Source organism: Butyrivibrio proteoclasticus (assembly GCF_900115735.1).
Lineage (GTDB): Bacteria > Bacillota > Clostridia > Lachnospirales > Lachnospiraceae > Butyrivibrio > Butyrivibrio proteoclasticus_B.
Genome location: NZ_FOXO01000016.1, coordinates 22,075 through 48,158 on the forward strand (window position 1 = coordinate 22,075; position 26,084 = coordinate 48,158).

The window sequence follows — 26,084 nt, forward strand, 5'->3', positions numbered from 1 at the left end:
AAATCCAGAAGTGCCCATAACTTTGGATAGAGCGATTTAGTATGAGCAATAGAGACAGTTAATATAAAATAAAAGCCTTGTTTTCTGTTCTGAATAAGCATGAAAGAAAACAAGGCGCATTATTTTATATTTACTGTGTCTTTGCGAATACTCCGAGATCTATCCAAAGTTATGGGCACTTCTGGATTTTTACACAGCCGAAAGTTTTCCATTTGCCACAATTTCCTTTTTGAGATTTTTTTCTATAATGTTGATCATTGGCAATGTATATTCAAATGCTGCATACTTCCACACAGTATCAGGTATATCTCTTAGATCATAAGGATTTCGTAAAGCGAATACTGCTGCTTTGGGATTTTTTTTCAGTACCTTATTTATCAGCTCGAGTTGGCCACGGAATACGTGGGCATTATAGGTTCCAACGACTACAAAAGAGCTTTTGTCGGCAAGTTCTGCTGCCCTTTCTATCTCTTCCTCACTTGGCTTTTCGCTTATTACCAGTGCTTTGGTACCAAATTTTTCTGCCAGGATTTCGCAAAATGATGAAGCGATGTCTTCTTTGACATTGCCAACAAGGCCTACATTAAATGGCTTTGGGCTTATAAAGAGAGTGTCCGAGTCAATCCCAAGAGGGTAATCTGCTTTTGAAACGAGAGTAAGAGTTTGTTTTCGTATGTCCTCTATTTCTTCCTTAAATTCTTTGCTGCTATTTTCCTGATTTTTATTCTTAAGATATTTATCCTTATATGAAAGTATTCGTTCTGCGCTTTCCTTGATGCTCTCAGCCACTATGCTTCCATCATTTATGGCCGCTTCTATCCTTGATATAACTTCCGGAAAGTATGAAGGAGTGTGGGATATCATTATGATGTCCGCGCCTGCTTTTAGCGCTGCCAAAGCCCCCTCTTCTACACCATAAAACTTTTTTATGGCCTGCATTTCAAGGCAATCTGTGAGGATAAGTCCCTCAAATCCCATTTCTTTTCTCAATATATCTGTCAGGATTTTCTTGGACATTGTGGCGGGAATCCTGTCTTTTTCAATCTTGGGAAAAAGAATATGCGCAGACATTATTGCAGGAACTTCGTTTTCAACTGCTGCTTTAAATGGCACAAGCTCCATTCCTCTAAGCTCATCCAATGTCTTATCAACGCAAGGAAGTGTCACATGGGAATCTGTTGACACATCGCCGTGTCCGGGAAAGTGCTTTGCACATGAAAGAACGCCTGCATCATCAAGGCCTTTTGCCATTTGAATGGCATATTCGACCACCTGCTTAGGGGCCTCACCATAGCTTCTGCATCCGATGATTGGATTAGACGGATTAGAATTAATATCCATGACCGGCGCCAGATTAAAGTTTATTCCCAGCTCTTTTAGCTGCAATCCGGTGTAATATCCGGCAACATAGGCATTATGCGGATCATCAGTAGCAGTTATTGCCATAGCTCCTGGAATATTTCCCATGTTTTCAGGAAGACGCGCTACCATACCTCCTTCCTGATCGATCATTATAAACGGAGGATAGCCTGTAACAGAAGTAATGAACTCTTTGATCTCTGCGCAGAGTTTTTTTATCTGTGCTTCATTCTTGAGGTTTTCCTTAAAAAGAATAATATTACCAATCTTATATTTTCTTATTACTTCCTTAACTTCTTCATTCAACTCATATCCCGGAAAACCAACAACAAACTTCTGGCCCACCATCTCTTCAATTGTCATTTCAAACCTCTTTCATAGCCAGTCTAAGGGCTCCTACTGATGCGTCTTCCTGCGGTAAAAACATTATTAGTCCTGCTCGTTTTTCCAGTTTTTCTCTGATATGATCATTCTTTTGAAGAACGCTTCCCCAGAGAGCCACCTCGTAACCAAACCCAAGTCTCTTTTTCACTGCACTGATCAAACTGTAAAGCTCATCTACAACAACATCCTCTATTGCCACTGCCACAGGATCACCTCTTTTTATCCCCTCTGACAGCAAAGGAGCCAATGCGGCAATATCTCCCTTGCTGGTGTCCTTGGAATATACATATCCGATCAGTTCTCTGACATCTTTGATCCCCAGCTTGTCAAATACCAGTTCCCTGAACACTGTGCTTTCGCCTCGGCCATCCTCTGCCCTTACTACCGCTTCCAGAATTCTTATAGAGATATCATAAGCGCTGCCCTTATCATCGATAAGATGGCCATAACCGCCTGCTCTCGCGCTCATTCCGTCAGGTCTTTTGCCGAAGCATAAGCTCCCGGTGCCGGAGATAAGAAGTATTCCATGCTGCTCTGGAAATGCTGCTGAAAATGCAGTTTCATGATCACCATAAATTTTATAATTTCTAAAGCCTATTTCGCTCATGGCTTTTTCATAACCATTTATTACCTTTGCGTTACTGATTCCAGCTGACCCTATAGCAAGCCCTATGCAATCTCTCGGACTTCCTGCCTTCTCAGAAATACTTCGCAATATACTTCGGATATTCTCCTCAAATGCCTCGTATGAAAGCCCATTCCCGTTTAGTGCCGGTCCATTTCCTGAGTAAATCTCTTTTCCATTTTCATCCGCGCAAACAAATCTGCTGCCGGTGCCTCCACCGTCAATTCCAGCATAAAAACCCATCTAGTCATCCCCACTTAATCATATATATGATACTCATTTTTTCTGATCTGAAATTCTTCCTGTTCCTGTTTTATCTTCTCGATTATTTCTGCTGCCTTAAAGCCTTTATCTAATGGCATTCCTGAGAGTAGTTGTATAAATGGCTTATCCCTACCCGCTACAGGTGGCAAAAACTCAAATTCATCATATGCTCTATCCAGTATCTCAAGAAGTGTTATTCCCATTTCAAATGGCTTTGCTTTTTCTCTGTCAGTGATATGAATATGAATTCCTCCGCAGTGCCTTCCGGAATGCTTGGAAGTATAGGGATTAAAGAAATATGGAGTTGCAACAAATCCCTCAAGTCTTCTGCCATTGAATTCCTTAGCGAGTTTTTCCGATTCCTTAATATAAGAAGCTCCAATGACACTAAAGGGGTTGGCTGTCCCCCTGCCCTCGGATGCATTTGTCCCTTCTATAAGGCAGGTTCCCACATAAACAAGTGCTGTCTCGAAGGTCGGAATATTGGGGCTTGGCATGATCCAATTAAGTCCTGTTTCAGGAAAAAGAGCTGCTCTTTGCCAGCCCTTACATGGAATGACCGTTATATCCGCCCCAAGCTTCTCCTCTTCATTGACCATGTTTGCAAATTCACCAGGAGTAAGGCCATACCTTACAGGAAGTGAATAGCAGCCAACAAAGCTAAACTCCTCTTTGGGTAATACATTACCTTCAATAGCCACTCCTCCAAGGGGATTGGGCCTATCAAGCACAACTATCTTTTTACCTCTTTTGGCACAATCTTCAATCACATTTTTTAGCGACGAAATAAAGGTGTAATACCTGCTGCCCACATCCTGTATGTCATAGACAATGATGTCAAAAAGGTCCAGCATTTCCTCTGTCATTCTTCGTCTCTGACCTTCGTAGAGGCTATATACCGGAAGTCCTGTCGCTTTGTCATGAAAACCTTTTACTGTGGCAGCATCCTCGATGTCTCCCCGTATTCCATGCTCAGCACCAAAAAGAACCTGGAGGTCACAAATTTCTTTTAACGCATCAATGGTACTCTTACCGTCAATTCGCCTTCCTGTGGGAGTAGTTATCAGCCCCACTCTTCCACCCTGAAATACATCCCTATATTCTTCTAACCTGTCCGCTCCACACAAAACCATGTAATTCCAAGCTCCTGCTAATTAGTGTAGCTGTTTTATATTAACTCGACTATATGCTTGCTATAATTTAAATCTACTGCGTTGTCATCAGTCGTCGATGGACGCCAATCGACTCCATCTTCCGCCTTGTAGATTGCAAATTATATCCAAGCAATATAGTCAAGAAATATAAAAACAGCCACACTAGTAAGTAATCCTTCCCATAATAACGGGGTGCTCTGCCCCTGTGACAGATGGTACATTATTGCATTTCCTCTGCATTGTCTCATGGGCCAGCACCGCCATAGCAACCGCTTCTTTGGCATCAGGATTTATTCCTGCCTCTTCTGCCTTCATCACCCTACAATCCAAAAACAGCTCTTTTAAGCGGCGCATGATTGCCTCATTGTGTGTGCCACCTCCGCTTACAATGAGCTTTGAAGGATAAACAGAGGAGAACTCTCTAACTGAATGATATACACATTCCGCTGTGTACCTGCTTACTGTCGCGATCATGTCAACTTTACTGATATTATTAGTGGTGCAAAACTCATATATATCTTTTACGAAATCAGAATTGTAATGCTCTCTTCCCGTTGATTTCGGCGGAGCAATCTTAAGGTAATCATCCTGCATCATGTAGTCCAAAAGAACTTTCGAAGTTTCCCCTGAAAGAGCTATTTTACCGCCTTCGTCATAGACTTTTTCGCCCTGAGTGTAGTCCTTTACCATCTGGTCTATAAGTAAATTCCCAGGGCCGGTGTCAAATGCTATTACGTCATCAATCCTGCCCTTTGCCGGAAGAATGGTAATATTGGATATCCCACCAATATTTAGCAGCGCCACATCTTTATCTTCTCTATACAAAATAAATTCTGTATATGGCACAATTGGAGCCCCTTGTCCACCTGCTGCCATATCCCTTGGTCTAAAATCACTGACCACAGGACATCCTATTTTTTCGCAGATAAAACCAGGATCTCCAATCTGAAGCGTTCCTCTTATTTTGTTGCCCAGATAATCTATGGCCTTCGGCTGATGCCACAGGGTCTGACCATGGCACCCGACAAAAGAAATATCGTGCTTATTCACATTTGCTTTCTGGCATAAACTGACACATGCATCTGCATAAAGTTTCCCAAGAAGCTCCTGCATGAGGCATATTTCTCTGGTTCCGCCATTAATTCCTTTCGAAAGAGATAACAATGTTTCTTTTACCTCTTCCGAATAGGAATAACATTCAAATTCTAAAAGCTCAGCTTCTACTGAGCTATTGTCCTGTGATATCTTAACAAGCGCCGCATCAATCCCATCCATAGATGTGCCGCCCATTAAGCCGATCGCAAGCTCACTCTGACAGTGCATCCGATATTATCCCTCCCGCATCAGCCAGTATGCTCTGTGCTTTATCAGCTTCAACGCCCTTCTTTATCATGACTATAGCTACCTTGGGCTTGTAGTCACATCTTTTGAGCACATCAGCAGCTTCCTGCCTCGTGACGCCTGTTGCCCTCTCAACTATGGTCTCGCATCTGTTTACAAGTTTTTCATTCGAAGCCTTAACATCGACCATCAGGTTACCATATACTTTTCCAAGCTTTATCATGGTTCCGGTGGATATCATATTCAGGATCATTTTCTCTGCAGTACCGCTCTTTAGTCTGGTAGAACCTGTTATGACTTCAGGCCCTGTCTCAGGCGCAATGCCTATATCTGCAAGTACATCTATTTCAGAGCCGGGACAGCTAGTCACGCCTACCACTTTGCAGCCAATGCTCCGCGCATACTTCATAGCGCCGATAACATAAGGAGTTCTGCCTGAAGCGGCAAGCCCAACTACCAGGTCTCTGTCAGATATTTTTTTCTCCTCCAGGTCTTTTGCCCCGAGTTCATAGGAGTCCTCTGCCCCTTCCACAGCTGAAAAGATAGCAGTAGTTCCACCGGCAATCAGCCCAAGCACCATTGATGGGTCCGTTGAGAAAGTCGGAGGGCACTCAACCGCATCCAAAATTCCAAGTCTTCCGGAAGTGCCGCACCCAACATATATTAGCCTTCCGCCAACTTTCAACCGCTCCGCAGCACTTTCAATTGCCTCTGCAACCTGTGGCAATACTTTTTCAACTGCATATGCTACCTGCTTATCTTCACTGTTTATGAGCTTTACCATCTCCAATGTATCAAGTCTGTCGATATGCTCCGTTCTCTCATTTCTTTGCTCTGTTGCTATATTAGAAAGATCCATTTATAACCTGCTCCTTATATCAGCCTTTTACTGCGCCAACTGTGACGCCTTCCAAAAAGTATTTTTGTAAAGAGAAAAACAATACAAACATTGGTATTACTGAAATGCAGGCTCCTGCCATCATAGGTGACAAAAGAGAGCCGTTGGCAAACTTAAATGTCTTAAGTCCAACCTGGATCGTGTACATTTCTTCTTTTGACGTAACCAGAAATGGCCAAAAGAACGTGTTCCACGAATTCAGGAATGTGTTTATTGCCATTACTGACAAAATTGTCTTTGATAAAGGAAGGATTATTTTGTTAAAGATCATAAGCTGACTGCATCCTTCAATTTTTGCACTCTCAATAAGCGCGGTTGGAATTCCCTGAAAAAACTGTTTAGCCATAAAAATGTTGTAGGCTGTGCACATCCCCGGAAGTATCAGCGCGGGGTATGTGTTTGTCATATGGAAGTTTTTTACTATTAAAATATAAAGCGGAACCTGCGTAACCTGATAAGGTATCATCATTGAAAGCAGTATTACAAAAAACAGAAAACTCCTGCCTCTGAATTTAATTTTTGAAAATGCATAACCTGCCATTCCGGCAAAGATAACATTTCCAAGTACAGTAAAGGTTGCCACAATAATACTGTTCCAGATCCACTTCAGCGAATAATTGCTAAAGCTTATAAATGCCTTATAGGAATCAAGTGACCACCTTCCCGGAAAAATGTTGTAGGACGTGGATGCAGATTCGATAGCAGGTCCAAACGACCACGCAAACATATATACAATTGGGAACAGTGATACCGCTGCGAACGCGATCAAAAAGACTGCGATCAGAGAATTTCTTATGTAAAAAATACTTCTATTATGTAGATGTTGAGAATAAAGTCCAGTTGCCATTTTTGCTTTCCCCTAATATGTCAATACTCAATATCTTCTCCCATTAACTTGAACTGGAGGGTCGTAAGTGCTGCTATAACAATGGCCAGCAATATTGCCTGAGCACATGCAAGTCCATATTTTCCATAGGTAAATGCATTGTTAAATATTAGCAGTCCGATCATGGTCGTATTATTGTCCGGACCTCCACCTGTCATCATGTAGGCATTCATGAACACCTGAAAAGAGCCGATCACACCCGTTACCAAAAGAAATAATGTTGTAGGTCTGCACATAGGAAGCACGATATATCTGATCTTTTGGAAAAATTTCGCTCCGTCCATTTCAGCTGCTTCATAATATGTATTATCAATACCATGAAGTGCTGCAATGTATATGATGATGTTGGCACCATGACTTGATAAAAGAGCCATGATGATCAGAGAGAGCATGGCAGTCTTACTTGATGAGAGCCAGTTCTGAGATGTTGCTCCAAAAAGAGCCAGTACTCTGTTGAATATTCCATTTGGAGAGGCATCATAGAGCCAGAGCCAAACAACTGAAATTGCTACACCTGAAGCTATTCCCGGCAGATAGTAGATTCCTTTGAACACTGACTGCACACTCTTTGTAAAAGGAACTATCATGATTGCTATAGAAAATGAAAGTATCAGGGACAGCGGAATGACTACCACTGTATAAACAAGAGTGTTCTTGATGGACTTCCAAAATAGATCGTTTCCCAATGCTGTTATGTAATTTTCAAATCCAACAAATTCAGAACCGAATGGCTTATATTCCTGAAAGCTGGTTATCACCGCGGATATTACAGGATATAGAGTAAAGATCACGAATACCGCTACTGCAACACCTATAAATCCCCATCCGCTTATGTTGTCTGCCATGTGATATCTTGGCTTTGAAAGATTCTTATTATGTATTTCCTGCTTTTTCAAGGGTTGTACTCCTTTTAAGAAAGCCCCACCTGCTCTCGGCGGGAGGGGCTTTTCACATTTTCATGTGGTATTGATTTATTTATTTGATCCAGCCGGATGCACAGTTCTCTTCGCCAAAGAGCTTATATGCTTCTGTGCAGATTGCATCATACACATCCTTAGCAGTTGTCTCACCTGCAAGAAGTGCCTGGAACTTAGGAACAATTGTCTCATCCATCATTGTCTTTGCGTTAGCGCTCTGCTCTGCAGAAATACCTGTTGGAGGTGCAACAACCTTAGAAATAGCATATGCTACAGCTGCTGCGTTCTCATCGGACTGATCAAGCTCGAAGCTTTCCTGTGCCTTTCTTGCTGATTCGCAAACACCTGTAAGATATACAGCGTTATCTACAGTTGCAGCTCTTTCACCTGAGCAAAGGAAATCCATGAACTTAAGAACATTCTGAAGGTGCTCATCAGTTGTGTTGTTGTTTCTAAGTGCGATCATTCCGTCAACTGTACCAAATACTGATGCTGTTGCATTTTCCATTGTTGGAACAGGAAGGAATACATATTCCATCTCAATTGTTCCCTCAACTGCCTCAGGGTCTTTTGCCTGCATCTTCTCAATATTTCTCTTGATATTGTTTTCAAAAAGAGGCATTGCCTTACCTGTAAGCATTGTCTGACCTGTCTGAAGCATTACAAGTCTCTGGCCTGCTTCTACAGCGTAGTTAGGCATATAGCCTGAGGATGTCATAGTCTCAACAGCTTCAAGAAGTGAAAGCATATTGTCTGATGTATAAGAATACTTAAGATCCTGTGTGAAGCTTGAAGTAATTCCTGCTGCTACACCAAAAATATTTATGAAGTCCTGTGTTGTTGCGCCTGCGTTGGCAAATACAAAACCAAAGCGGTCACTTGTTGTTCCATTTTTGATAACATCCAGGAACTGATCATATGTCCAGCCACTGGTCTGAATCTTTGTAACATCCGCGCCTGCTGCTTCGAGCATCTCTCTGTTTCCGCCAAGGGCCTGAATTGTGATATAAAGTGGAAGTCCATAGAGAGTTCCCTCAAGAGTCATATAATCCAGCGCATTCTGATCATAGTCAGACAGTCTTTCAGGATCTATGTACTTAGAGATATCAATTGCTGTTCCGTTCTCTACATAAGAACCTATAGCTGCATAGCTTACTTCTGCAATATCGGGAGCTTCGCCGGCGAGTGCCATTGTTGTGAGTTTTTCTGTGTGATCATCCCAGCTTGTTGATATAACATCAATTTTGATGTTGGGATATTCCTGATTAAAATCGCTTATCCATCCCCCTAAAAGATCAACATAGTCTCCCGTAATTGGTGGAACCATGATTGTGATCGTGTCTGTAACGTCTGAAGCAGCTGTTGTTGTCTCCTCAGCCTTAGTCTCTTCAGTTTTTGTTTCTGCCTGCTGGGTATCACTACCAGCTGTCTGAGTTTCTGAAGCAGCGTTTCCACATGCCACAAGGCTGGAAATCATTGCTACAGACAAAACCAATGCCAATACCTTTTTTACTTTCATACATTCCCTCCTTATATGGATATAGCTTGAATCCCGAAATAAATACCTTAACTAGATGTTAGCCCCTTGATAACACTTTTTCAACGATATCTTATCAATATGAAACATTGTTTCATATTCTGTAACTTTGACAGATCAGGTGTTAGTTTTCTGAATTCTTTTCAATGTGTGTGGAATTTATCTGGTTTATGCAATACTCATAATTTGCCGTAGCATAGGCAGTAAACAGAATATCTACAGTATTAAGTTGTGCTATTCGGGAAGAAGTTGCCCCACTTCTAAAAAGAGACTCACTTGCAGGGGTATAAAGAACATGGTCCGCCATTTTTGACATAGTCGAGGGCGCAAACCTTGTGATAAGGATGCTGGGAGTGTGGTTTATCCCTATGGCTTCCATGCATTTGATCATTTCTGATGTCTCACCGGAATAAGAAATAAAAATAGCTACGTCCTCAGGCTGGGAATTTTTGGCAATAAGATATTGAGAATGCCAGTCCTGTGCTATCAGACACAGCTTATTAACTCGCAAAAATTTGAGGTAAGCATCTTCTGCTACACATAAAGAAGCTCCCATTCCGAACATTCTAAGGCACCTGGCATCAGCTATAAGCTTTGTACACTCTTCAACCCTGTCCACATCCAGAAGCTGCTGTGTCTCCTGCAGAGTCATGATGTTTCTGCTTGTTGTCTTATCGATGATAGTTTTTATGCTGTCATCTTTTCTTATGCTGTCGCTGTTATCCCGCTGCTTTCCATTGTACTGCGCAAGCTCATAGAGAACAGCCTGTCTAAACTGTTTATAACCATCAAAGCCAAGATGCTTTGTAAGTCTAACGATAGTTGCAGGTGAAACATATACCTTTTTTGCAAGCTCCCTTATTCCATTTTCAATGACAATGTTAGGGTCTCTAAGTATATGCTCAGCTGCCATTTTCTCTGCACTACCGATATAGCCTTGCATTTCTCTCAGTCTCAGTAAAGGATTTTTCAAGTCAGTCACCTACTTTCAGGCATTTTTATATTTCCAAAAAAGAGTGCCACCCATCAGTTGTGACACTCTTTGTCATATCGAATTCTGTGATACTAATACATCTTTATTGAATCATGGACAGCGCCGCCTCATCTGCCACAAGTGTAAAATCGGGATGAAGTTGAAGTATTGATGCAGGAACCTGTGGTGTTATCTTTCCGAGGAAGGCCTCTTTTATAATCGGTGCTTTCTTCTCTCCATTTGCCACCATGACAATCTTTTTAGCTTTCATAATGGTTCCAATACCCATGGTGTAAGCCTGTCTCGGCACTAATGATACATCGGCAAAAAATCTCTTGTTTGCCTCTATTGTACTCTCTGTCAGGTCAACAATATGTGTTCTTGCAGGAAAATGGTCGGCAGGTTCATTAAAGCCAATATGTCCGTTATTTCCTATACCAAGCAGTTGCAGGTCAATTCCGCCAAGAGACTCGATTGCTGTCTCATATCGGTCACACTCTGTCTCGGCATCCTTATTTGTTCCATCAGGAATATTTACGTTGTTCAAATCTATGTTAACCTTTGAAAAAAGATTTATATTCATAAAGTATTTGTAGCTTTGGTCATTTTCAGGATCAAGTCCTACATATTCATCAAGATTTGCTGTCTTTATTTTGGAAAAATCCAAATCCCCATTCCTATACATTTCCACAAGTCTCTCATATAGTCCTATTGGTGATGATCCTGTGGCAAGCCCAAGGACACTTTCAGGCTTTAAAATAATCTGTGAAGCCAAAATATTTGCAGCCTTTCTACTTAGTTCGCCATAATCTTTTGCTCTTACTATCTCCATGCCTTCCTCCCACACATTTATATAAGCTTATTTTCAATGCAATTTAATAAATGAATTGCTACAAAGCCACAATTTTTCACATCCTGATAATATTATATATCATATCTATTTCGTCGTATATTCGATAACAGTTTTTACTTTTTGCATTGTAAAGGGGCTGCCTTTAGACAGCCCCTCTTTTATATATACATACCTTCTCTAAGTATTTATATATCAGTTGATTGAGTCGTAATATGCAGCTCTTGAATCAAGGATCTTCTGAAGTCCTGAATTAACAAGTTCCTGATATCCACTCTCGTAAACAGATTCAAACTGATCTGCAGGAGCACAAATACATGTGTAAACAAATGAAAGCATCTTGTTCTTTATATCTGTTCCGTATGTAGCCTGCTCATCAGAAACATATCCGTATACAGGGAAACGATACTTACCAGTCTGGCAAACTGTGTAGTAGTTCTTGTACCAGTCAACCGAAGCCCAATCCTGCTCCTGTGTCTGGTAGTTAGACTCTGACATTGTGTCGTAGTTGTTTACCCAGTCAAAGTTAAGGTTCATGATGCAAAGGTCATCACATGTTCCAGGATATCCCTTAGCTTCCTTATCAGCTGTTGAAGGCTCTACAGCTACGCCAAGATCATTGTATGTAAGGTCTGGTGTGTAACGAACCTGAACTGCGTTTGCTGGATCTGCAAGCCAGTTGAGGTACTTCATGCAAGCTACTGCCTGCTCGTCAGAAGTTGTCTCCTGAGGAATCATTACGAACATGGCATATCTGTACTCATAAGGTGTTCTGTATGATCCGTCTGGAAGATCGAAGCACTGTACAGGGATGAATGAAGCATCTTCAGCGCCAAGTGTTGTGTTGAGAACTGCTGTTGAATCCCAAATATGTGTTGTATCATCAAGAACAAATCCAATCTTGCCGTTTGCTACATCTGCAAGGAATACAGATTCATCTGTATCTGTTGGGAAGTCCTGAGTGATAAGACCATCGTTGTACCATGTGTTGAGCTGCTTGAGACCATCCTTTGCTCCAGGAGCAACTGCCATATATGCTTCAGCATATGTGTAAGCAAACTTGTCATCCGGAATATCTACATAAGATCCAAGGAAGTTAAGATACATCTTCTCTGTATCAGCACGTCCGCTCATGCCCCAAGGTGTGCCAAGTCCTGCATCCTTTACAGCATAGAGGTACTTGCCAAGTTCTTCTTTTGTCTTAGGAACATCCATTCCGAGCTGATCAAGCCAATCCTTACGGATATAAGCTGTGTGACGGGCATTTTCTGTTCCTCTCTGTTTCATAACAGCGAACTTCTGATCACCAAGATCAGCGATACCTGTCTGCGCTTCGCCACAGTACTGCTCAATGTTTGAACCATACTGCTTGTAAAGATCTGAAAGATCTCTTAAAGCCCCGCTTGATGCGTAATTGTAGAAAAGATCCTGTGAATATGTCATTACGATATTAGGAGCTGTTCCACCTGACATCATAATGTTAACTTTGTCATCTGACTCTGATCTTGGAACAGAAACGTATGAAACGTTAATGTTGTAAAGATCCTTCATCTGCTGCTGGATCCACTGTGTAAGTGCATTATCTTCAGTTGTTGTGTTAGGTGCAGCATTTCCTCTGTCCCATACCATAACTGTGATATCTACTTCATCGCCCTTAAGATCCTCTGCTGGTGCCTCTGTAGTAGCAGTTGCATCTGTTGTCTGAGTTGCATCTGTTGTCTGAGTTGCATTGTCAGTAGTTGTTGTAGTATCAGCCGTTGTTGTGCCTGATGAGCTGCCGCAGCCTGTCATTGCGCCTACTACCATAGCTGCGCTAAGAAGTGTTGCCAATAGTTTCTTTTTCATTTGAATCCTCCTTTTTTACTTCTTTATATACTTAACCCTTTACAGGTCAGATTCATGATTTATAAGGAAGTTAAACCTCGCTTCGCTCGGTTTAACACGTTCGAACTAGCTTCGAAAAAACCTCAGCAAGTTCTCACAGCTCAGCCTTTCACCGCGCCAACCATAATTCCTTTTGTAAAGAATTTCTGTACGAATGGATACACGATAAGCATAGGGAGCATTGAAATTACAATGCTGGCTGCCTTAATGTTTTCTGCTACAAGGTTAGTCTGAAGTCCCTCTTCTACTGATACATTGATGGACTCAACGAACTGCTTAAGTACCATCTGTACTGTGAAGTATTTGGATGAATTGATGTAGTAGAGAACATCACTGATTCCGTTCCATCTTCCTACTGCGTAGAAAAGACCAAGTGTTGCAAGTGTAGGATAAACAAGTGGAAGGATAACGCTTATAAGGCACCTCGCCTCACTGCATCCGTCAATCTTGGCTGCATCATAGATGGCTTCGTCGATACCTTTAAATGCGTTGCACATGATGATCATGTTATAAGCACTGAGCGCGCCCGGAATAATAAGTGCCCAGACTGTATCGATCATCTTGAAATCTCTTACGTTCAAGTACTCAGGAATTACACCCGGGTGTAAATACATCGTGAGAACGAACAGTGTCATGATTATCTTTCCGCCAACGAGCCCTTTCTTTGAAAGAGGGTAAGCGGCAAGAACTGTCATAAGAAGATTTATAATAGTTGATGCAAGCATCAGTACTATTGAATACCAGAAAGAGTTTACAAAGCTTCCGCTCTGAAGTGCTCTTGTATAAGCTTCTGTAGTAAGGTCAACAGGTAAGATAAATACTTTACCTGCAAGGATCGCGTTCTTTCCACTGAGTGATACAGCAAGTACTCGCAGAATAGGAACCATTGCTATACATGTGATTATTATGAAAAATGCTGTCCAGCAGAACTGGAATATTCTCTCGTTTTTACTATTGATAGCGCTCATTACATGATTCCCTCCTGTCCCATTTTTTTGATAACAGCATTAGCTGCAAAGACAAGAACTATTCCGACAACTGTCTGGAAAAGGCCTACAGCTGTAGCGAAATCGAATCTTCCTGCCGCAAGACCTACTGAATAAACGTAGGTACTGATAACATCAGAAGCATCTCTTACCAGAGTATTTCCCATCATGTATGGTCTGTCAAAACTGATGTTTACAAGTCTTCCGATCTGCATGATAAGAAGAACTGTTATTGTAGATGAAATCTGAGGAAGTGTAACATGCCATATTCTCTGAAGTCTTGTTGCTCCGTCGATATAAGCAGCCTCACCAAGTGAAGCATCTGCCGCCATCAGCGCTGCAAGATAAACAATGAGCGAGTAGCCGGCCCCCTGCCATACACCCATGATCCAGTATACAAATCTCCAAATAAATGAGTTGCTGAGGAATGATACGTTCTCACCGCCAAGTGCTACGATAAGATTGTTAACAAGTCCTGAATTTGAAAAGAGCTGAGTAACGATACCTGAGATGATAACCCATGAAAGGAAGTTTGGCAGATACAAAAGTGTCTGTGTTGTCTTTCTTACACCTTCACTTCTTAGCTCATTTAAAAAGATCGCCAAGAAAATCGGGAATGGGAATCCAATAATAAGATCACCAATGTTCAATACCAGAGTATTCTTCAGTGCGCTCCAGAAATCCTTTGATGTAAAGGCCTCTTTGAAGTTTGCAAGTCCAATCCATGGGCTGTTCCAGATACCTTTAAATACGTTGAACTTCTTGAATGCTACTATTACTCCGAGCATTGGTTTGTACTTGAAAAGAATCATATAGATAACCGGAATTATCAGCATAAGATACAGCTGCCAGTTATTTCTTAAATAGACTTTTACTTTACCGTTCTTATCTTTTTTCATAGTCTCTCTTTCCTAACCCCTGTTTTTAAAACGCCTGTTGCCGATAAAATGATAACTCTTTATTACTTTATCATTATATAATAATATTTTACCCATGTCATGAATAAGAAACTATAGATAATTTGCTATTATTGCTCTAAAACATTGCATTTTTTGTTTTTGGCAAAAAAGTGCACAAAAAGAGCAGATAAACTTTTGTTCATCTGCCCCAAAACTATGATACTAATTATTTTGTTTCCTCATAGCTAAAACCGCGAAGGCTTAATTCATTTGCAAGACTGCAGGCTACAAAGTGTCCCTTTTCAATCTCAAAATACTCAGGAGTACACTCCTTACACTTTTCAGTGCAATATCTGCAACGTGTGTGGAAATAGCATCCACTTGGTGGATTAGCCGGGTTAGGAATCTCTCCCCTAAGAGGTATTCTCTCCTGGATAAAGTTTGGATCAGCAACAGGAACTGCTGACATCAAAGCCTCTGTATATGGGTGCTTTGGATGTGTGAATATCTGCTCTGTCTCACCGTATTCAACCATTTTTCCAAGATACATTACACCAACTCTGTCAGATATATGCTCAACTACAGACAAGTCATGGGAAATGAAGATATAAGTGAGTTTCATTTCTTTCTGTAAATCCTTAAGAAGATTTATTACCTGTGCCTGGATTGAAACATCAAGAGCTGAAACAGCCTCATCACACACAATGATCTTGGGCTTTATTACCAGCGCTCTTGCAATACCGATACGCTGTCTCTGACCGCCTGAAAATGCATGTGGATATCTCATAAGATAAGCAGGATTAAGTCCTACTTTCTCCGCCATTTCTTTTGCCATCTGATCCATCTGGCTGTCAGGCATCTTGGGATAGTTGGCCTTTAAAGGTTCCTTTATGATGTCAAGTACAGTCATTCTTGGATCAAGGGATGAATACGGATCCTGGAAGATCATCTGGATCTCCTTGCGGATTCCCTTCATCTTCTTTTTATCAACTTTCAAAAAGTCTACTTCTTCTCCTGCTTCTGTGCGGTAAAAAACTTCTCCCTCTGAAGCATCATACGCTCTTACAATGCATCTTCCAAGAGTTGTCTTTCCACAGCCGGACTCTCCAACAATTCCTATTGTCTCTCCTTCTCTTACGCTAAAAGAAACATCTGTAACCGCCTTAACAGTGACATTCTTGGAGGTAAAGCGCTTGTGGAGATGCTTTACTTCTAAAATATTATCTTTTTCCACGCTTTTTTCCTCCCTCATCTGGCTCAACAGGATTTGCTGCCTCTTCTGCAAGCCTCTTTTCAACTTCAGCTCTGTGTGCCTGGCAAGCAGGATTAGAGCAGTTAAAGCATGCAATCTTATATCCGGGTTCTATCTCAACAAGTTCAGGCTCTGCTTTATCACAAAGTCCCTCAATCCTGCAGTCACATCTGTCATAGAATCCGCACTGTTTTGGAAGATTCATGGCAAGAGGCACTGTTCCTTCAATTGAGAATAATCTCTCATCTTTTTTTCCACCGATCTTATGAACGGAACCCATAAGTCCGCGAGTGTATGGATGCTGAGGATTTGCATATATTGTCTTGGAATCGCCTGTCTCCACGACTTTTCCAAGGTACATAACTGCTACTCTGTCGCACATCCTTGCAACTACTCCCAGGTCGTGTGTGATGAACAGAATAGCCATGTTGAACTCTTTTTGAAGCTCCTTCATAAGCTCAAGGATCTGAGCCTGAATTGTCACATCAAGAGCTGTTGTAGGTTCATCAGCGATCAAAAGCTTTGGATTACATACCAGCGCCATTGCTATAAGTGCTCTCTGAAGCATACCGCCGGAAAACTCGTGTGGATACTGATTATATCTCTTTTCCACATTTGCGATTCCAACTTTTCTCATGACTTCAAGGGAAATCTCTTTTGCCTTCTTTTTGTCTTTTGTGATATGCAAAAGAGTTGCCTCAGTGATCTGGTTTCCAATGGTATACATTGGTGAAAAAGCCACCATAGGCTCCTGGAATATCATTGAGATCTGTTTTCCGCGGATATTTCTTATTTCTTTTCCCTTAGGGTCCATCTTAAGAATATCCACCTCAGTGTCATCCTCATTCCTGAACATGATTTCGCCGTGAGGTGTGCACTTTCTGTCATTGATCGCAAGAATTGATTTACAAGTGATTGATTTACCGCAGCCTGACTCTCCAACAAGTCCAAGAGTCTCGCCGCGCTTTATTTCGAAGTTTACGCCTCTTACTGGTGTAAGAGTACCTTCCATCATCTTTATGTCTACATGGAGGTCCTTTACTTCTATAATGTTGTCCTTTTCCATAAGTTCCTCCCGATTACTTGTATGGATCTGCTGCATCTCTCATTCCATCGCCAAGGAAGTTAAATGCCAAAACTGTGATAGTAACGAAAATAATTGGAATAAGCTTGTGTGGGTTTGCCGCCACATCTGTTACTGAGCTTGCTTCCTGAAGAAGAACACCCCAGCTTGTTGCAGGTGACTTTATACCAAGTCCAAGATATGACATTGATGTCTCACCTACGATTGAACCCGGAATTCCAAGAGTCAGAGATACGATAAGGTAGCTCATAAAGCCCGGAACAAGGTGCTTCCAGATTATCTTCCATGTTGATACGCCTGAGATTCTTGCAGCCATAACGTAGTCTTCATTCTTAAGTGAAAGGAACTTACCTCTTACAACTCTGGCCATTCCTGTCCAGTTAATGAACGAAAGAATGATCGTCATGTAGAAATACATCTTAACTGTAGAGATTCCTGCAGGGATAGCTGCTGAAAGTGCCATCCAGAGCGGAATCTGAGGCACAGCTCCTATAACCTCTATTATTCTCTGAATTATGATATCTATAACGCCACCAAAATATCCTGAAATCGAACCAATAGCAACGCCCAGAAAAAAGCTTATGAATGCGCTGGCAAATGGGATTGAAAGGGAAATCCTTGCTCCCAAAAGCACTCTGGAAAAGATATCTCGTCCAAGTGAATCTGCTCCGAAAAGGTATATTTTTGCTCCTGTTCCTCCATTGGAGCCTTCGCCCACACCAAAGAGATGAAGGTCACATGGGAAAAGACCTAATATCTTATATTCAGTTCCGTGAACAAACCATTCAATCTTGTAGTATTCAGAAAGATCAGGTTCAAGTTTTACTTCAAATGTCTTTTTATCAATAGTCTTTGCAAGCTTGTAAACATGGGGGCCTACATGCTCGTCGTTAAAAATAGTATAAATTTCTGTCGGAGCTGAGTTCCTGTACAGTCCGTCGAACTCATCAAGTGAATATGGCGCAAGGAAATCTGCAAACAATGCTCCAATGTAAAGAACTGCCAAAATAATAAATGAAACCTGAGCAAGTTTATGCTTTTTAAGCTTTCTTGCCATCAGAGTCCACTGGGAGGCAAGATAATAATCTTCTTTTGACTTAGTACGTTTTGCCATTATCTGTTACCTCCTGAATATCTGATTCTTGGATCAAGGAAGGCAAGAGCTATATCAGATAAAAGAACTCCGATAACAACCAGCACTGCCTGGATCATAACGATTGCACCTGCAAGGTACATATCCTGAGACTGAAGGGCCTTATAAAGTACAGGTCCCTGGATCTGCATGTTAAGCACAAGAGCTGTTACTGTAGATCCTGAGAACAGGCTTGAAAGAACTCCGCCAAGTCCTGATACAGTAGGGTTTATAGCTGCTCTGAAGCAGTACTTCATGATGATTTTTCCTTCAGGAACACCCTTAGCTCTTGCTGTAAGTGTGTACTGCTGCGCAACCTCATCGAGCATCTGGGCTCTCACTGAACGGATGATTCCGCAGGTGCCGCTTGTACCAATTACGATAATAGGAATGATCATTCTTTTTAAGAAGTCGCCGAAATTGTATAAATGAACGCCGTTTTGTAACATCTCCTGGCTAAAAAGGCCTACATTGGCATTTCCCGTCCATTTATAGGAGAGATACATAAGCACAATTGCCAAAATAAAGTTCGGTATGGCAGTACCTAAGAATCCGATTATGGCCGATATGTAATCGCCAACAGAATACTGATGCGTACTTGCATATACCGCTATCGGTATAGAAACCAGATACTGGAACAACATGATGATAGCCGTTACACCGATTGTCAGCCCCAGTCTGTCATTAACTACACTCCACACGTCTCTTCCGTATGCAAAAGAGTATTTCCAGTTGTGATGTGAATGATAAAGTCTGTAATATGCTGAATCTGTAGGGGTCCAGATAATATCTTTTACCCACTTTAAATACTGCTGCCAAACAGGCAGATCAAGTCCATAGTCTGCTCTCATTGATGCCGCATAATCTGCATCTACTAATTCACCCTCGGTTGCAAGCGCCGCTATATGTGCGGATACATAGTCCCCCGGAGGAAGCTGAATAACGAAGAAAACCAAGATTGAGATTAAAAGAATTGTTGGAATGAACATAAGTACACGCTTGATGATGTACTGAACAAGATCCTTCTGAAAAAAGGCCTTAAGACTGTCCCCAAAACTCCTTTTTGCCACTTTTTCCTCCATTAGAAATGTCCCTTTCCTTAAAAATCCGGAGACGTGGAAACCAACCACGCCTCCGGTACTATTTAAAATAATACTACTGTGTTGTCCCCAGAATTACTCTGCCTTAAACATTACTTCGTAATGAGCCATGTTTGCGTACTGGTAGCAGTCAGCCCATACAAGACCATCTGCATAGTTCTTAAGCTTTGAGGAGATGATCTCGTAAGAATTCTCTGCCTTAAGGTATGCAATTGACCAGAGGTTCTCTTTGTGGATGTTGAAAATCTCAGCCTGATAACCATCTCTTTCAGCCTCATCAGATGTAAGACGCCACTTGTCATAGAGTTCAACAAGCTTTGCCATATCACCTGTAGGTTCAACACCCTGTGCTCCCTTAGTTGCGTAATATGTACCATACTCACCATACCATTCAGCTGCCTGAGCAATTGGAACGAATGGAGCTGCTCTATCCTTAAGTGAAGCACCGCCGATTGATGTGTGAGGTCCCATTACAGCTACCCAGTCATTATTGTCTATAGCTTCATCAAATGCTGAAACTTCGAGATTCTTAAGTGCGCAGTTGATACCTACTGCCTTGTAGTACTGCTCGAATACAGGATAAGACTCATCAGCACCACCATCATATGCAAGGAATGTGATCATTAGGTCTGAACCATCTGCAAAATCATAGAATCCGTCAGATCCCTTTACAAGTCCGCATCCTTCAAGAAGGCTCTGTGCCTTTTCAACATCATATTCAGTCCACTTTGTCTCCCACTCAGCGTCATAACCAACGTTGCCCTCTGCAGGAGCTGCCTGACCAGGCTCAAGGAATCCATCTGTAAGAAGCTGTGATACCTGTGCTCTGTCTACGCAGATTGACATTGCCTCACGGAAGTCCTTGTTAGCAAAAAGATCTGCATAATTCTTGTCTGTGTTTGTGTAGTTAAATGTGATCTGGTAGCTACCCCAGTTAGTTGTACCCCATTCACGGATCTCTGCTGCATCACCAAGGTCAGCCTTTGTTGCTGCAATATCCTGCATAGCAATTGTAATGATATCAAGCTCTCCTGAACGGAACATAAGAAGATCCTGTCCATCTTCAGAAGTTGTGTTAAAGTGAAGTGCATCAACATATGGAAGCTGGTTGCCGGCTGCATCAACTTTCCAGAAGTATGGGTTACGATCCATGATGCAAAGTGTATCATCCTTTGAGCTGTTTCCGGGAACAGTTGAAAGAACGAAAGAGTTAAGTGTTGGAACTCCTGATGTATTCCAGAAGTTGTAAGCTACTGCTTTTCCTAAATCCTTAACTGTTGCTGCATCAATATTCTTTTTCTGTGCGTTTGTAAGAACTTCTTCCTCTGAGAGGCCTGTGCTCTGCCAGTACTCATTCTCAACATATGGGAAGTCCTCAGAATCAGGAATGAGGTCGCTTAAATAGTGAGCTGGAGCCCAACACCATTTAAAATCGCCGTTCTCGATGAAGTCAGCAGGATACTTGGGATTAACGAATGTCCATGTTACTGTGTAATCATCAACCTTTTTAAGAGTTGCAAATGCGTCCTCTCCATCTACTTCTTCCTTAAGTGCTGACCAGCCGTTCTTCTTGCTGTCAAAATTTGAAAGGTGGCACATGTAGTACCAGAATGTGATATCGTCAGCTGTGAATGGCTCGCCGTCAGACCACTTCATGCCTTCTCTTAATTTGAAGGTCCATTCTGTGTAATCATCATTATGTTCAAAAGATTTAATAACGTTTGGATAATATGATCCGTCTGTGTTGTAACGGATGATAGACTCAAGAGTAGGTCTTGATAATCCCCAACCGCCGCCTGCACCTGCAAGATTGATAACCCCACCATAATTACCAATCTCAATCTTTGCACCGGTAGCATCTGCTGTCTCAACAAAAATGTTGTCAGCATTAGGAATTCTTTCCTCTACTGCAGGAAGTGTTCCTGCTGTTACCTGCTCTGCCAGCATAGGTGCTTCTGAATAACCTGAAATCTCTACGGCTTCTGCTGTTGTAGCCTCAGTTGCAGCAGTTTCAGCCGCTTCTGTAGAAGCCTGTGTGCTCTCTGCAGTATCCGCTGATGTGCTTGGTGTAGCTGCCCCACCACAGCCTGCAAGCATTGTTACAGATGTTGCTGCCAGGAGAACTGCAGATAATACTTTATTACTTGTACTCTTTCTCATATTCCCTCCTTATTTTGAAAACCTTCAACACCATTATGATATCATTGGTTTCCTACACTATATAGCCAAAATTTTATCTTTTTTTAATAAAACATTGCATTTTTTGTCATTCTGACATTTATTAACATTTAATTAAATTAATCTGATCACGGATACATTTTGCGATAAAGACCTTTCAATACTTCAGCATCCAATTCTCTGATTGTATTAGAAGGGCTTCCACTTATCATTGCATCTTCAGCCATTTTATCTATGCTGGCATGGAACTCTTCTCTGTTTATTCCATATCCTTCAAGAGTCGGAATCTGGCAAACATCACAGATTTTTCTGATCTGTACCATAAAGGCATCTGCAGCTTTATCATCAGAGTCCTCATCAGTGGCTGCCCCTATCGCTCTTGCCATATCTGCAAATCTGTCCTTTGCGCCCTCTTTTGCATAATCAAGACAGACTCCCAAAAGCATGGCATTGGATATTCCATGAGGAACGTGGAAAAGAGCTCCAATTGGGCGGCTCATTCCATGAACAAGAGTTACACTTGAATTGTTAAACGCCATTCCTGCTTCAAGAGCCGCAATAGACATCTGTGTTCTGGCTACGTCATTTCCTCCGTCGTGATATGAAAGTGGAAGGTAGTTGAATATTCTTTTTATTGCAGATATTGCCAAGGTATCTGTCAGAGCCTGTGCTTTTCTTGATGTATAGGCTTCTACTGCATGTGTGAGGGCATCAAGTCCTGTTGATGCAGTCATTTTAGGTGGAAGTGTAAATGTAAGCTCAGGGTCAATGATCGCTACGTCAGGAATAAGCTGAGCTCCTTTAAGAAGCATTTTTACCCCGGACTCAACATCCGAAATAATAGTGAACTGAGTGGCCTCAGAGCCTGTGCCTGCAGTTGTTGGAATGGCGATCATCTTTGCCTTTATTCCCGAAATCTCTTTTCCCATGTAGTCGGAGATCTTGCCGGGATTAGCATCCATTGCAGCCACAGCCTTCATGATATCAAGCGCGCTTCCGCCGCCAATTCCGATGAGGAAGTCGCAGTTTTCTTTCTTATAGATAGAAAGAGCCTCGTCGATCATGATGTTTGTAGGCTCTCCAAGGAAGCTGTCAAAAATTGCATATTTTATGTTCTTTTTGGAAAGGGCATCTGTAACGATCTTTACTTTTCCGAGTTTTTCTGTGATCTGATCACAGACGATAAGTGCCTTCTCTCCGAAATTATCAACATATTTTCCTACTTCCTTAAGGCTGCCTTTTCCTGTAACTATTTTCCCCGGTACAATAAATTCTTTTGCCATAACAAAAGTCCCCCTCACTCTACTTCAGAAAGTTTTACTGGTCTGTGTTCTTTTACTGAAAGGTTAGCTGCCATTGCCATAAGTACAGGCTTAAGTCCATCATCGATACCAACTACTGTATCTGTGTCGTTTTCTACAGCATCGATAAATGCCTTGATTTCATCTGAATAAGCCTGCATGTATCTCTCAAGGAAGAAGAATAATGGCTTTTCACCTGTTACGCCCTGTTCGTTTGAAAGAACTACATTAGACTGTGAATCGTTGGCATTTGCGACCATTCCCTTTGAACCGAATACCTCCGCTCTCTGATCATATCCGTATACGGACTTTCTGCAGTTATCAATAACTACAAGAGCTCCGTTTTTCATCTTGATTGTGATAACTGCGGTATCTACATCGCCTGCCTTTCCAATTTCAGGGTCAACCAAAACTGCTGACTGCACATAGATTTCCTCTGCATCACAACCGGCAAGGAATCTTGCCATGTCAAAATCGTGGATTGTCATATCCATGAACATTCCGCCTGACACTGCAACATATGCAGGTGATGGTGGTTCAGGGTCTCTTGATGTGATCTTGATGATCTGTGGATCACCGATTTTTCCTGCTGCCACTGCTGCCTGAACAGCCTTAAAGTTATGGTCAAATCGTCTGTTGAAACCAACCTGGTACTTGAGATTTTTGCCCTTAAGTGCATCGATAACTTCGTGGATCTTGCTTACGTCATGATCGATCGGTTTTTCGCAAAAGACATGTTTTCCTGCGTTAATTGCTTCGATAGAGATAGGAGCGTGAGTATCTGTTGATGAGCAGATAAGTACTGCCTGGATCTCCGGATCGTTTATGATTTCCTTATAGTCTTTTGTAACGTTCTGTATTCCCATTCCTTTAGCCCAAGCGGCCGTCTCATCATTCATGAAGGGATCTGCGAGGGTCTTTATCTTTGCTCCGGGAACGTTATTTGTAATGCTCTGTACATGTACCTTTCCAATTCGGCCTGCGCCGATAATTCCAACTGTAACCATTATTTTTCCCCTTTCGTTGGTTGACTGGACGAAGTGTGGGCGAATGGGAAGTTGCACGGTAATAGGCGCTTTGAGGACGCTTTCGCTCCATGTGCTTCGTAGCGGTACTAATAAGCTTTCTCATCGAATATGCCCGAAGCAAGCTTCAGCATATTCGATTCGCAACCTTATAAGTGCCGACGAGCACAAAGGCTCTCAAAGCTGCCTATTACCTATGCAACTTCTATCCGCCTCACACTTCTGTTCTGTTAAAAATGTAAATGCGAACAAAGTAGTTTGCTGTTTGTACTATCTTTGAATAAAAACTGATTTTATCTTTGTTGTTTATGCTATGAATCACATATCGTTATAAGAATCTGTTCTTAAAGTCCTGTTTTTTCTGCTATGTATGCTCTGGCTTTCTTTGCATATTCAAATGGATTTGCCTTAGCTGGGTCTTGTTCTGCTTCTACTACTACCCAGCCTTCGTAGCCGGATTCTTCGAGTACTTTGAAGAGTGGTGCAAAGTTTACGTCGCCATCTCCAGGTACTGTGAAGACACCTTCCCTTACTCCTTTAAGGAAGCTCCAGTTATTCTTTCTGGCTTCTTCAACTTTCGCTTTTCTTATGTCTTTTAAGTGAACATGCTTAACACGTTTTACATACTTTCTAAGAATTGGCTCCGGATCGATGCCTGCAAATGAGAGGTGGCCTGAGTCGAAGAGGAGGTAGACGAGTTCAGGATCTACCATGTCCATGAAGCGGTCTATTTCTTCCTCAGTCTGGACTACTGTGCCCATGTGATGATGGTATGTAAGTGTCATGCCGTGTTCTTTTGCGACTTTGCCGAGGCGGTTAAGTCCGTCGGTAAGTTTTACCCATTCATCGTCGTTCATGACATACTTATCCACAAAAATAGGCTGATCAAGTTTGCCCTGTGTGGAATAGCTCTGCTCAGAGGCTCCGATAACCTTTGCTCCGAGAGTTTTCAAGAATTCAAGCTGTGCAATAAATTCTTTTTCCACTTCTTCATATGGTTTTGTTAAAAGAAATGATGAAAACCACTGGTTACAAACCTGTATTCCCCTAAGATCCAGTGCTCTCTTTAATACTTCTGCATCCTTTGGATACTTGCTTCCAACCTCACACCCTTTAAATCCTGCAAGGGCCATTTCTGAAATGCACTGTTCAAAAGTATTCTCTTTTCCCAGATCAGGCATGTCGTCGTTGGTCCAGCCAATTGGTGCTATCCCCAAAGAAACCTTATTTTTATCTAACATTTTCCCTTCTCCTTTAAGTTTTTTACCCCTTATAGTCATATAACCAAACATACCGTTCATCATCTATTCTGTCGGTCCATGGATTGCCGGGCAGATGTCTTATCATCCAGCAGGTATACATCTGAAATCCCGGTGCGCAGGACTGCGGATGAACTTTGCCTCCGGGAATTGCTGAAAAGCTTCCATCAACGCTCTTAAATACTTCATCTCCCACAAAGCTTGCTCCGAATCCTTCCGGACGATCAAACAGGAAATAATATGTTTCAGGCTGTGGATGAGTGTGTGGAATATACCCTGACCAGTTGCCCGGATCATTTAATACTTCTCCCAGAACCATGTTTGAATATGGCGCTGTCTCATAATCAAATGCAGTGCTCACTCTTCTCTTTGCCGTGCCCCCGAATTTATCTTTGCAGGAATAGATCCAAGGTGTGTTTTCCGGATCATAGAACTTTGCTTCAAATTCTCTTTCATTGTCAGTGCACTGAATGAGAACCTCGACGTCGCTTTCTGCCTCGATCACAACCTTTGTGTTTTTGCAGACATGAAGAGCATATAGCCCGTCAGTAAACACGTCTTTTCTGTAAACCTCTTTTTCCTGCCCATTCCATGAGTATTTGAGCTTTCCTTTGAGCAAAAGAACTGCCATCTCCTCTTCAGGTTTAAGTAGTTCTTTTGTCTGTCCCTGTGACATGCGATAAACTCTGATGTCCATAAGCATATCTTTGTAATCATTGTCATAGGTTGTCAGGATTTTCTCACCGTTTTCGTCAAACTCAGGATATCCAAAAACTTTTCCCATCTGTGTAACCCC

General features: G+C 41.9%; 22 protein-coding genes. All 22 read right to left on the reverse strand.

Annotation, left to right across the window (positions count from 1 at the left end):
• Positions 1-189: 189 nt before the first annotated feature.
• Positions 190-1,722, reverse strand: coding sequence for a beta-N-acetylhexosaminidase (gene nagZ / locus BM146_RS10815; RefSeq protein ID WP_074888552.1), 1,533 nt, complete (start codon positions 1,720-1,722; stop codon positions 190-192).
• A gap of 1 nt (position 1,723) precedes the next feature.
• A complete protein-coding gene (locus tag BM146_RS10820) occupies positions 1,724-2,611 on the reverse strand; it encodes an N-acetylglucosamine kinase (RefSeq protein WP_074888554.1) in 888 nt (295 codons plus the stop codon).
• 14 nt (positions 2,612-2,625) lie between these two features.
• Entirely contained in the window at positions 2,626-3,765 is a 1,140-nt protein-coding gene (locus BM146_RS10825) for an exo-beta-N-acetylmuramidase NamZ family protein (RefSeq protein ID WP_074888555.1), read from the reverse strand.
• Between the two features lie 183 nt (positions 3,766-3,948).
• A complete protein-coding gene (locus tag BM146_RS10830; RefSeq protein ID WP_074888558.1) occupies positions 3,949-5,109 on the reverse strand; it encodes an anhydro-N-acetylmuramic acid kinase in 1,161 nt (386 codons plus the stop codon).
• Complete coding sequence (murQ, locus tag BM146_RS10835) at positions 5,093-5,986, reverse strand: N-acetylmuramic acid 6-phosphate etherase (RefSeq protein ID WP_074888564.1); 894 nt, start codon at positions 5,984-5,986, stop codon at positions 5,093-5,095. The genes BM146_RS10830 and murQ overlap by 17 nt, the downstream gene beginning before the upstream one ends.
• Before the next feature lie 19 nt (positions 5,987-6,005).
• Positions 6,006-6,872 (reverse strand): carbohydrate ABC transporter permease, encoded by an 867-nt coding sequence (locus BM146_RS10840; protein ID WP_022772568.1) that lies wholly within the window; start codon positions 6,870-6,872, stop codon positions 6,006-6,008.
• 20 nt (positions 6,873-6,892) lie between these two features.
• Positions 6,893-7,807, reverse strand: coding sequence for a carbohydrate ABC transporter permease (locus tag BM146_RS10845; protein ID WP_242949385.1), 915 nt, complete (start codon positions 7,805-7,807; stop codon positions 6,893-6,895).
• 79 nt (positions 7,808-7,886) lie between these two features.
• Positions 7,887-9,347 (reverse strand): ABC transporter substrate-binding protein, encoded by a 1,461-nt coding sequence (locus BM146_RS10850; protein ID WP_074888567.1) that lies wholly within the window; start codon positions 9,345-9,347, stop codon positions 7,887-7,889.
• Between the two features lie 142 nt (positions 9,348-9,489).
• Positions 9,490-10,338: a MurR/RpiR family transcriptional regulator gene (locus tag BM146_RS10855; RefSeq protein WP_074888569.1), complete on the reverse strand. Its 849-nt coding sequence runs from the start codon at positions 10,336-10,338 to the stop codon at positions 9,490-9,492.
• Positions 10,339-10,441: 103 nt separating this feature from the next.
• A complete protein-coding gene (gene nagB, locus BM146_RS10860; RefSeq protein ID WP_074888572.1) occupies positions 10,442-11,170 on the reverse strand; it encodes a glucosamine-6-phosphate deaminase in 729 nt (242 codons plus the stop codon).
• Positions 11,171-11,383: 213 nt separating this feature from the next.
• On the reverse strand, positions 11,384-13,033 hold the full coding sequence (locus BM146_RS10865; protein WP_074888574.1) for an extracellular solute-binding protein: 1,650 nt from the start codon (positions 13,031-13,033) through the stop codon (positions 11,384-11,386).
• A 140-nt stretch (positions 13,034-13,173) separates the two neighbouring features.
• Positions 13,174-14,040, reverse strand: coding sequence for a carbohydrate ABC transporter permease (locus tag BM146_RS10870; RefSeq protein ID WP_074888577.1), 867 nt, complete (start codon positions 14,038-14,040; stop codon positions 13,174-13,176).
• Positions 14,040-14,957 (reverse strand): ABC transporter permease, encoded by a 918-nt coding sequence (locus BM146_RS10875; protein WP_074888580.1) that lies wholly within the window; start codon positions 14,955-14,957, stop codon positions 14,040-14,042. The genes BM146_RS10870 and BM146_RS10875 overlap by 1 nt, the downstream gene beginning before the upstream one ends.
• Before the next feature lie 226 nt (positions 14,958-15,183).
• Positions 15,184-16,191 (reverse strand): ABC transporter ATP-binding protein, encoded by a 1,008-nt coding sequence (locus tag BM146_RS10880; RefSeq protein ID WP_242949386.1) that lies wholly within the window; start codon positions 16,189-16,191, stop codon positions 15,184-15,186.
• Positions 16,178-17,275 (reverse strand): ABC transporter ATP-binding protein, encoded by a 1,098-nt coding sequence (locus tag BM146_RS10885; protein WP_074888584.1) that lies wholly within the window; start codon positions 17,273-17,275, stop codon positions 16,178-16,180. The genes BM146_RS10880 and BM146_RS10885 overlap by 14 nt, the downstream gene beginning before the upstream one ends.
• A 13-nt stretch (positions 17,276-17,288) precedes the next feature.
• Positions 17,289-18,407, reverse strand: coding sequence for an ABC transporter permease (locus BM146_RS10890; protein WP_074888588.1), 1,119 nt, complete (start codon positions 18,405-18,407; stop codon positions 17,289-17,291).
• Positions 18,407-19,495 (reverse strand): ABC transporter permease, encoded by a 1,089-nt coding sequence (locus BM146_RS10895; protein WP_242829978.1) that lies wholly within the window; start codon positions 19,493-19,495, stop codon positions 18,407-18,409. Before BM146_RS10895 ends, BM146_RS10890 begins: the two co-directional genes overlap by 1 nt.
• A gap of 105 nt (positions 19,496-19,600) precedes the next feature.
• The gene (locus BM146_RS10900; protein WP_074888592.1) at positions 19,601-21,685 is read right to left on the reverse strand and encodes an ABC transporter substrate-binding protein; all 2,085 of its coding nucleotides are present in this window, start codon (positions 21,683-21,685) and stop codon (positions 19,601-19,603) included.
• 146 nt (positions 21,686-21,831) lie between these two features.
• Positions 21,832-22,986 (reverse strand): iron-containing alcohol dehydrogenase, encoded by a 1,155-nt coding sequence (locus BM146_RS10905; RefSeq protein WP_074888596.1) that lies wholly within the window; start codon positions 22,984-22,986, stop codon positions 21,832-21,834.
• 14 nt (positions 22,987-23,000) lie between these two features.
• Positions 23,001-24,011: an inositol 2-dehydrogenase gene (gene iolG, locus BM146_RS10910; protein WP_074888599.1), complete on the reverse strand. Its 1,011-nt coding sequence runs from the start codon at positions 24,009-24,011 to the stop codon at positions 23,001-23,003.
• Positions 24,012-24,373: 362 nt separating this feature from the next.
• A complete protein-coding gene (iolE, locus tag BM146_RS10915) occupies positions 24,374-25,270 on the reverse strand; it encodes a myo-inosose-2 dehydratase (RefSeq protein WP_074888602.1) in 897 nt (298 codons plus the stop codon).
• Between the two features lie 22 nt (positions 25,271-25,292).
• A complete protein-coding gene (locus tag BM146_RS10920) occupies positions 25,293-26,072 on the reverse strand; it encodes a 5-deoxy-glucuronate isomerase (protein ID WP_074888606.1) in 780 nt (259 codons plus the stop codon).
• Between the last annotated feature and the right edge of the window lie 12 nt (positions 26,073-26,084).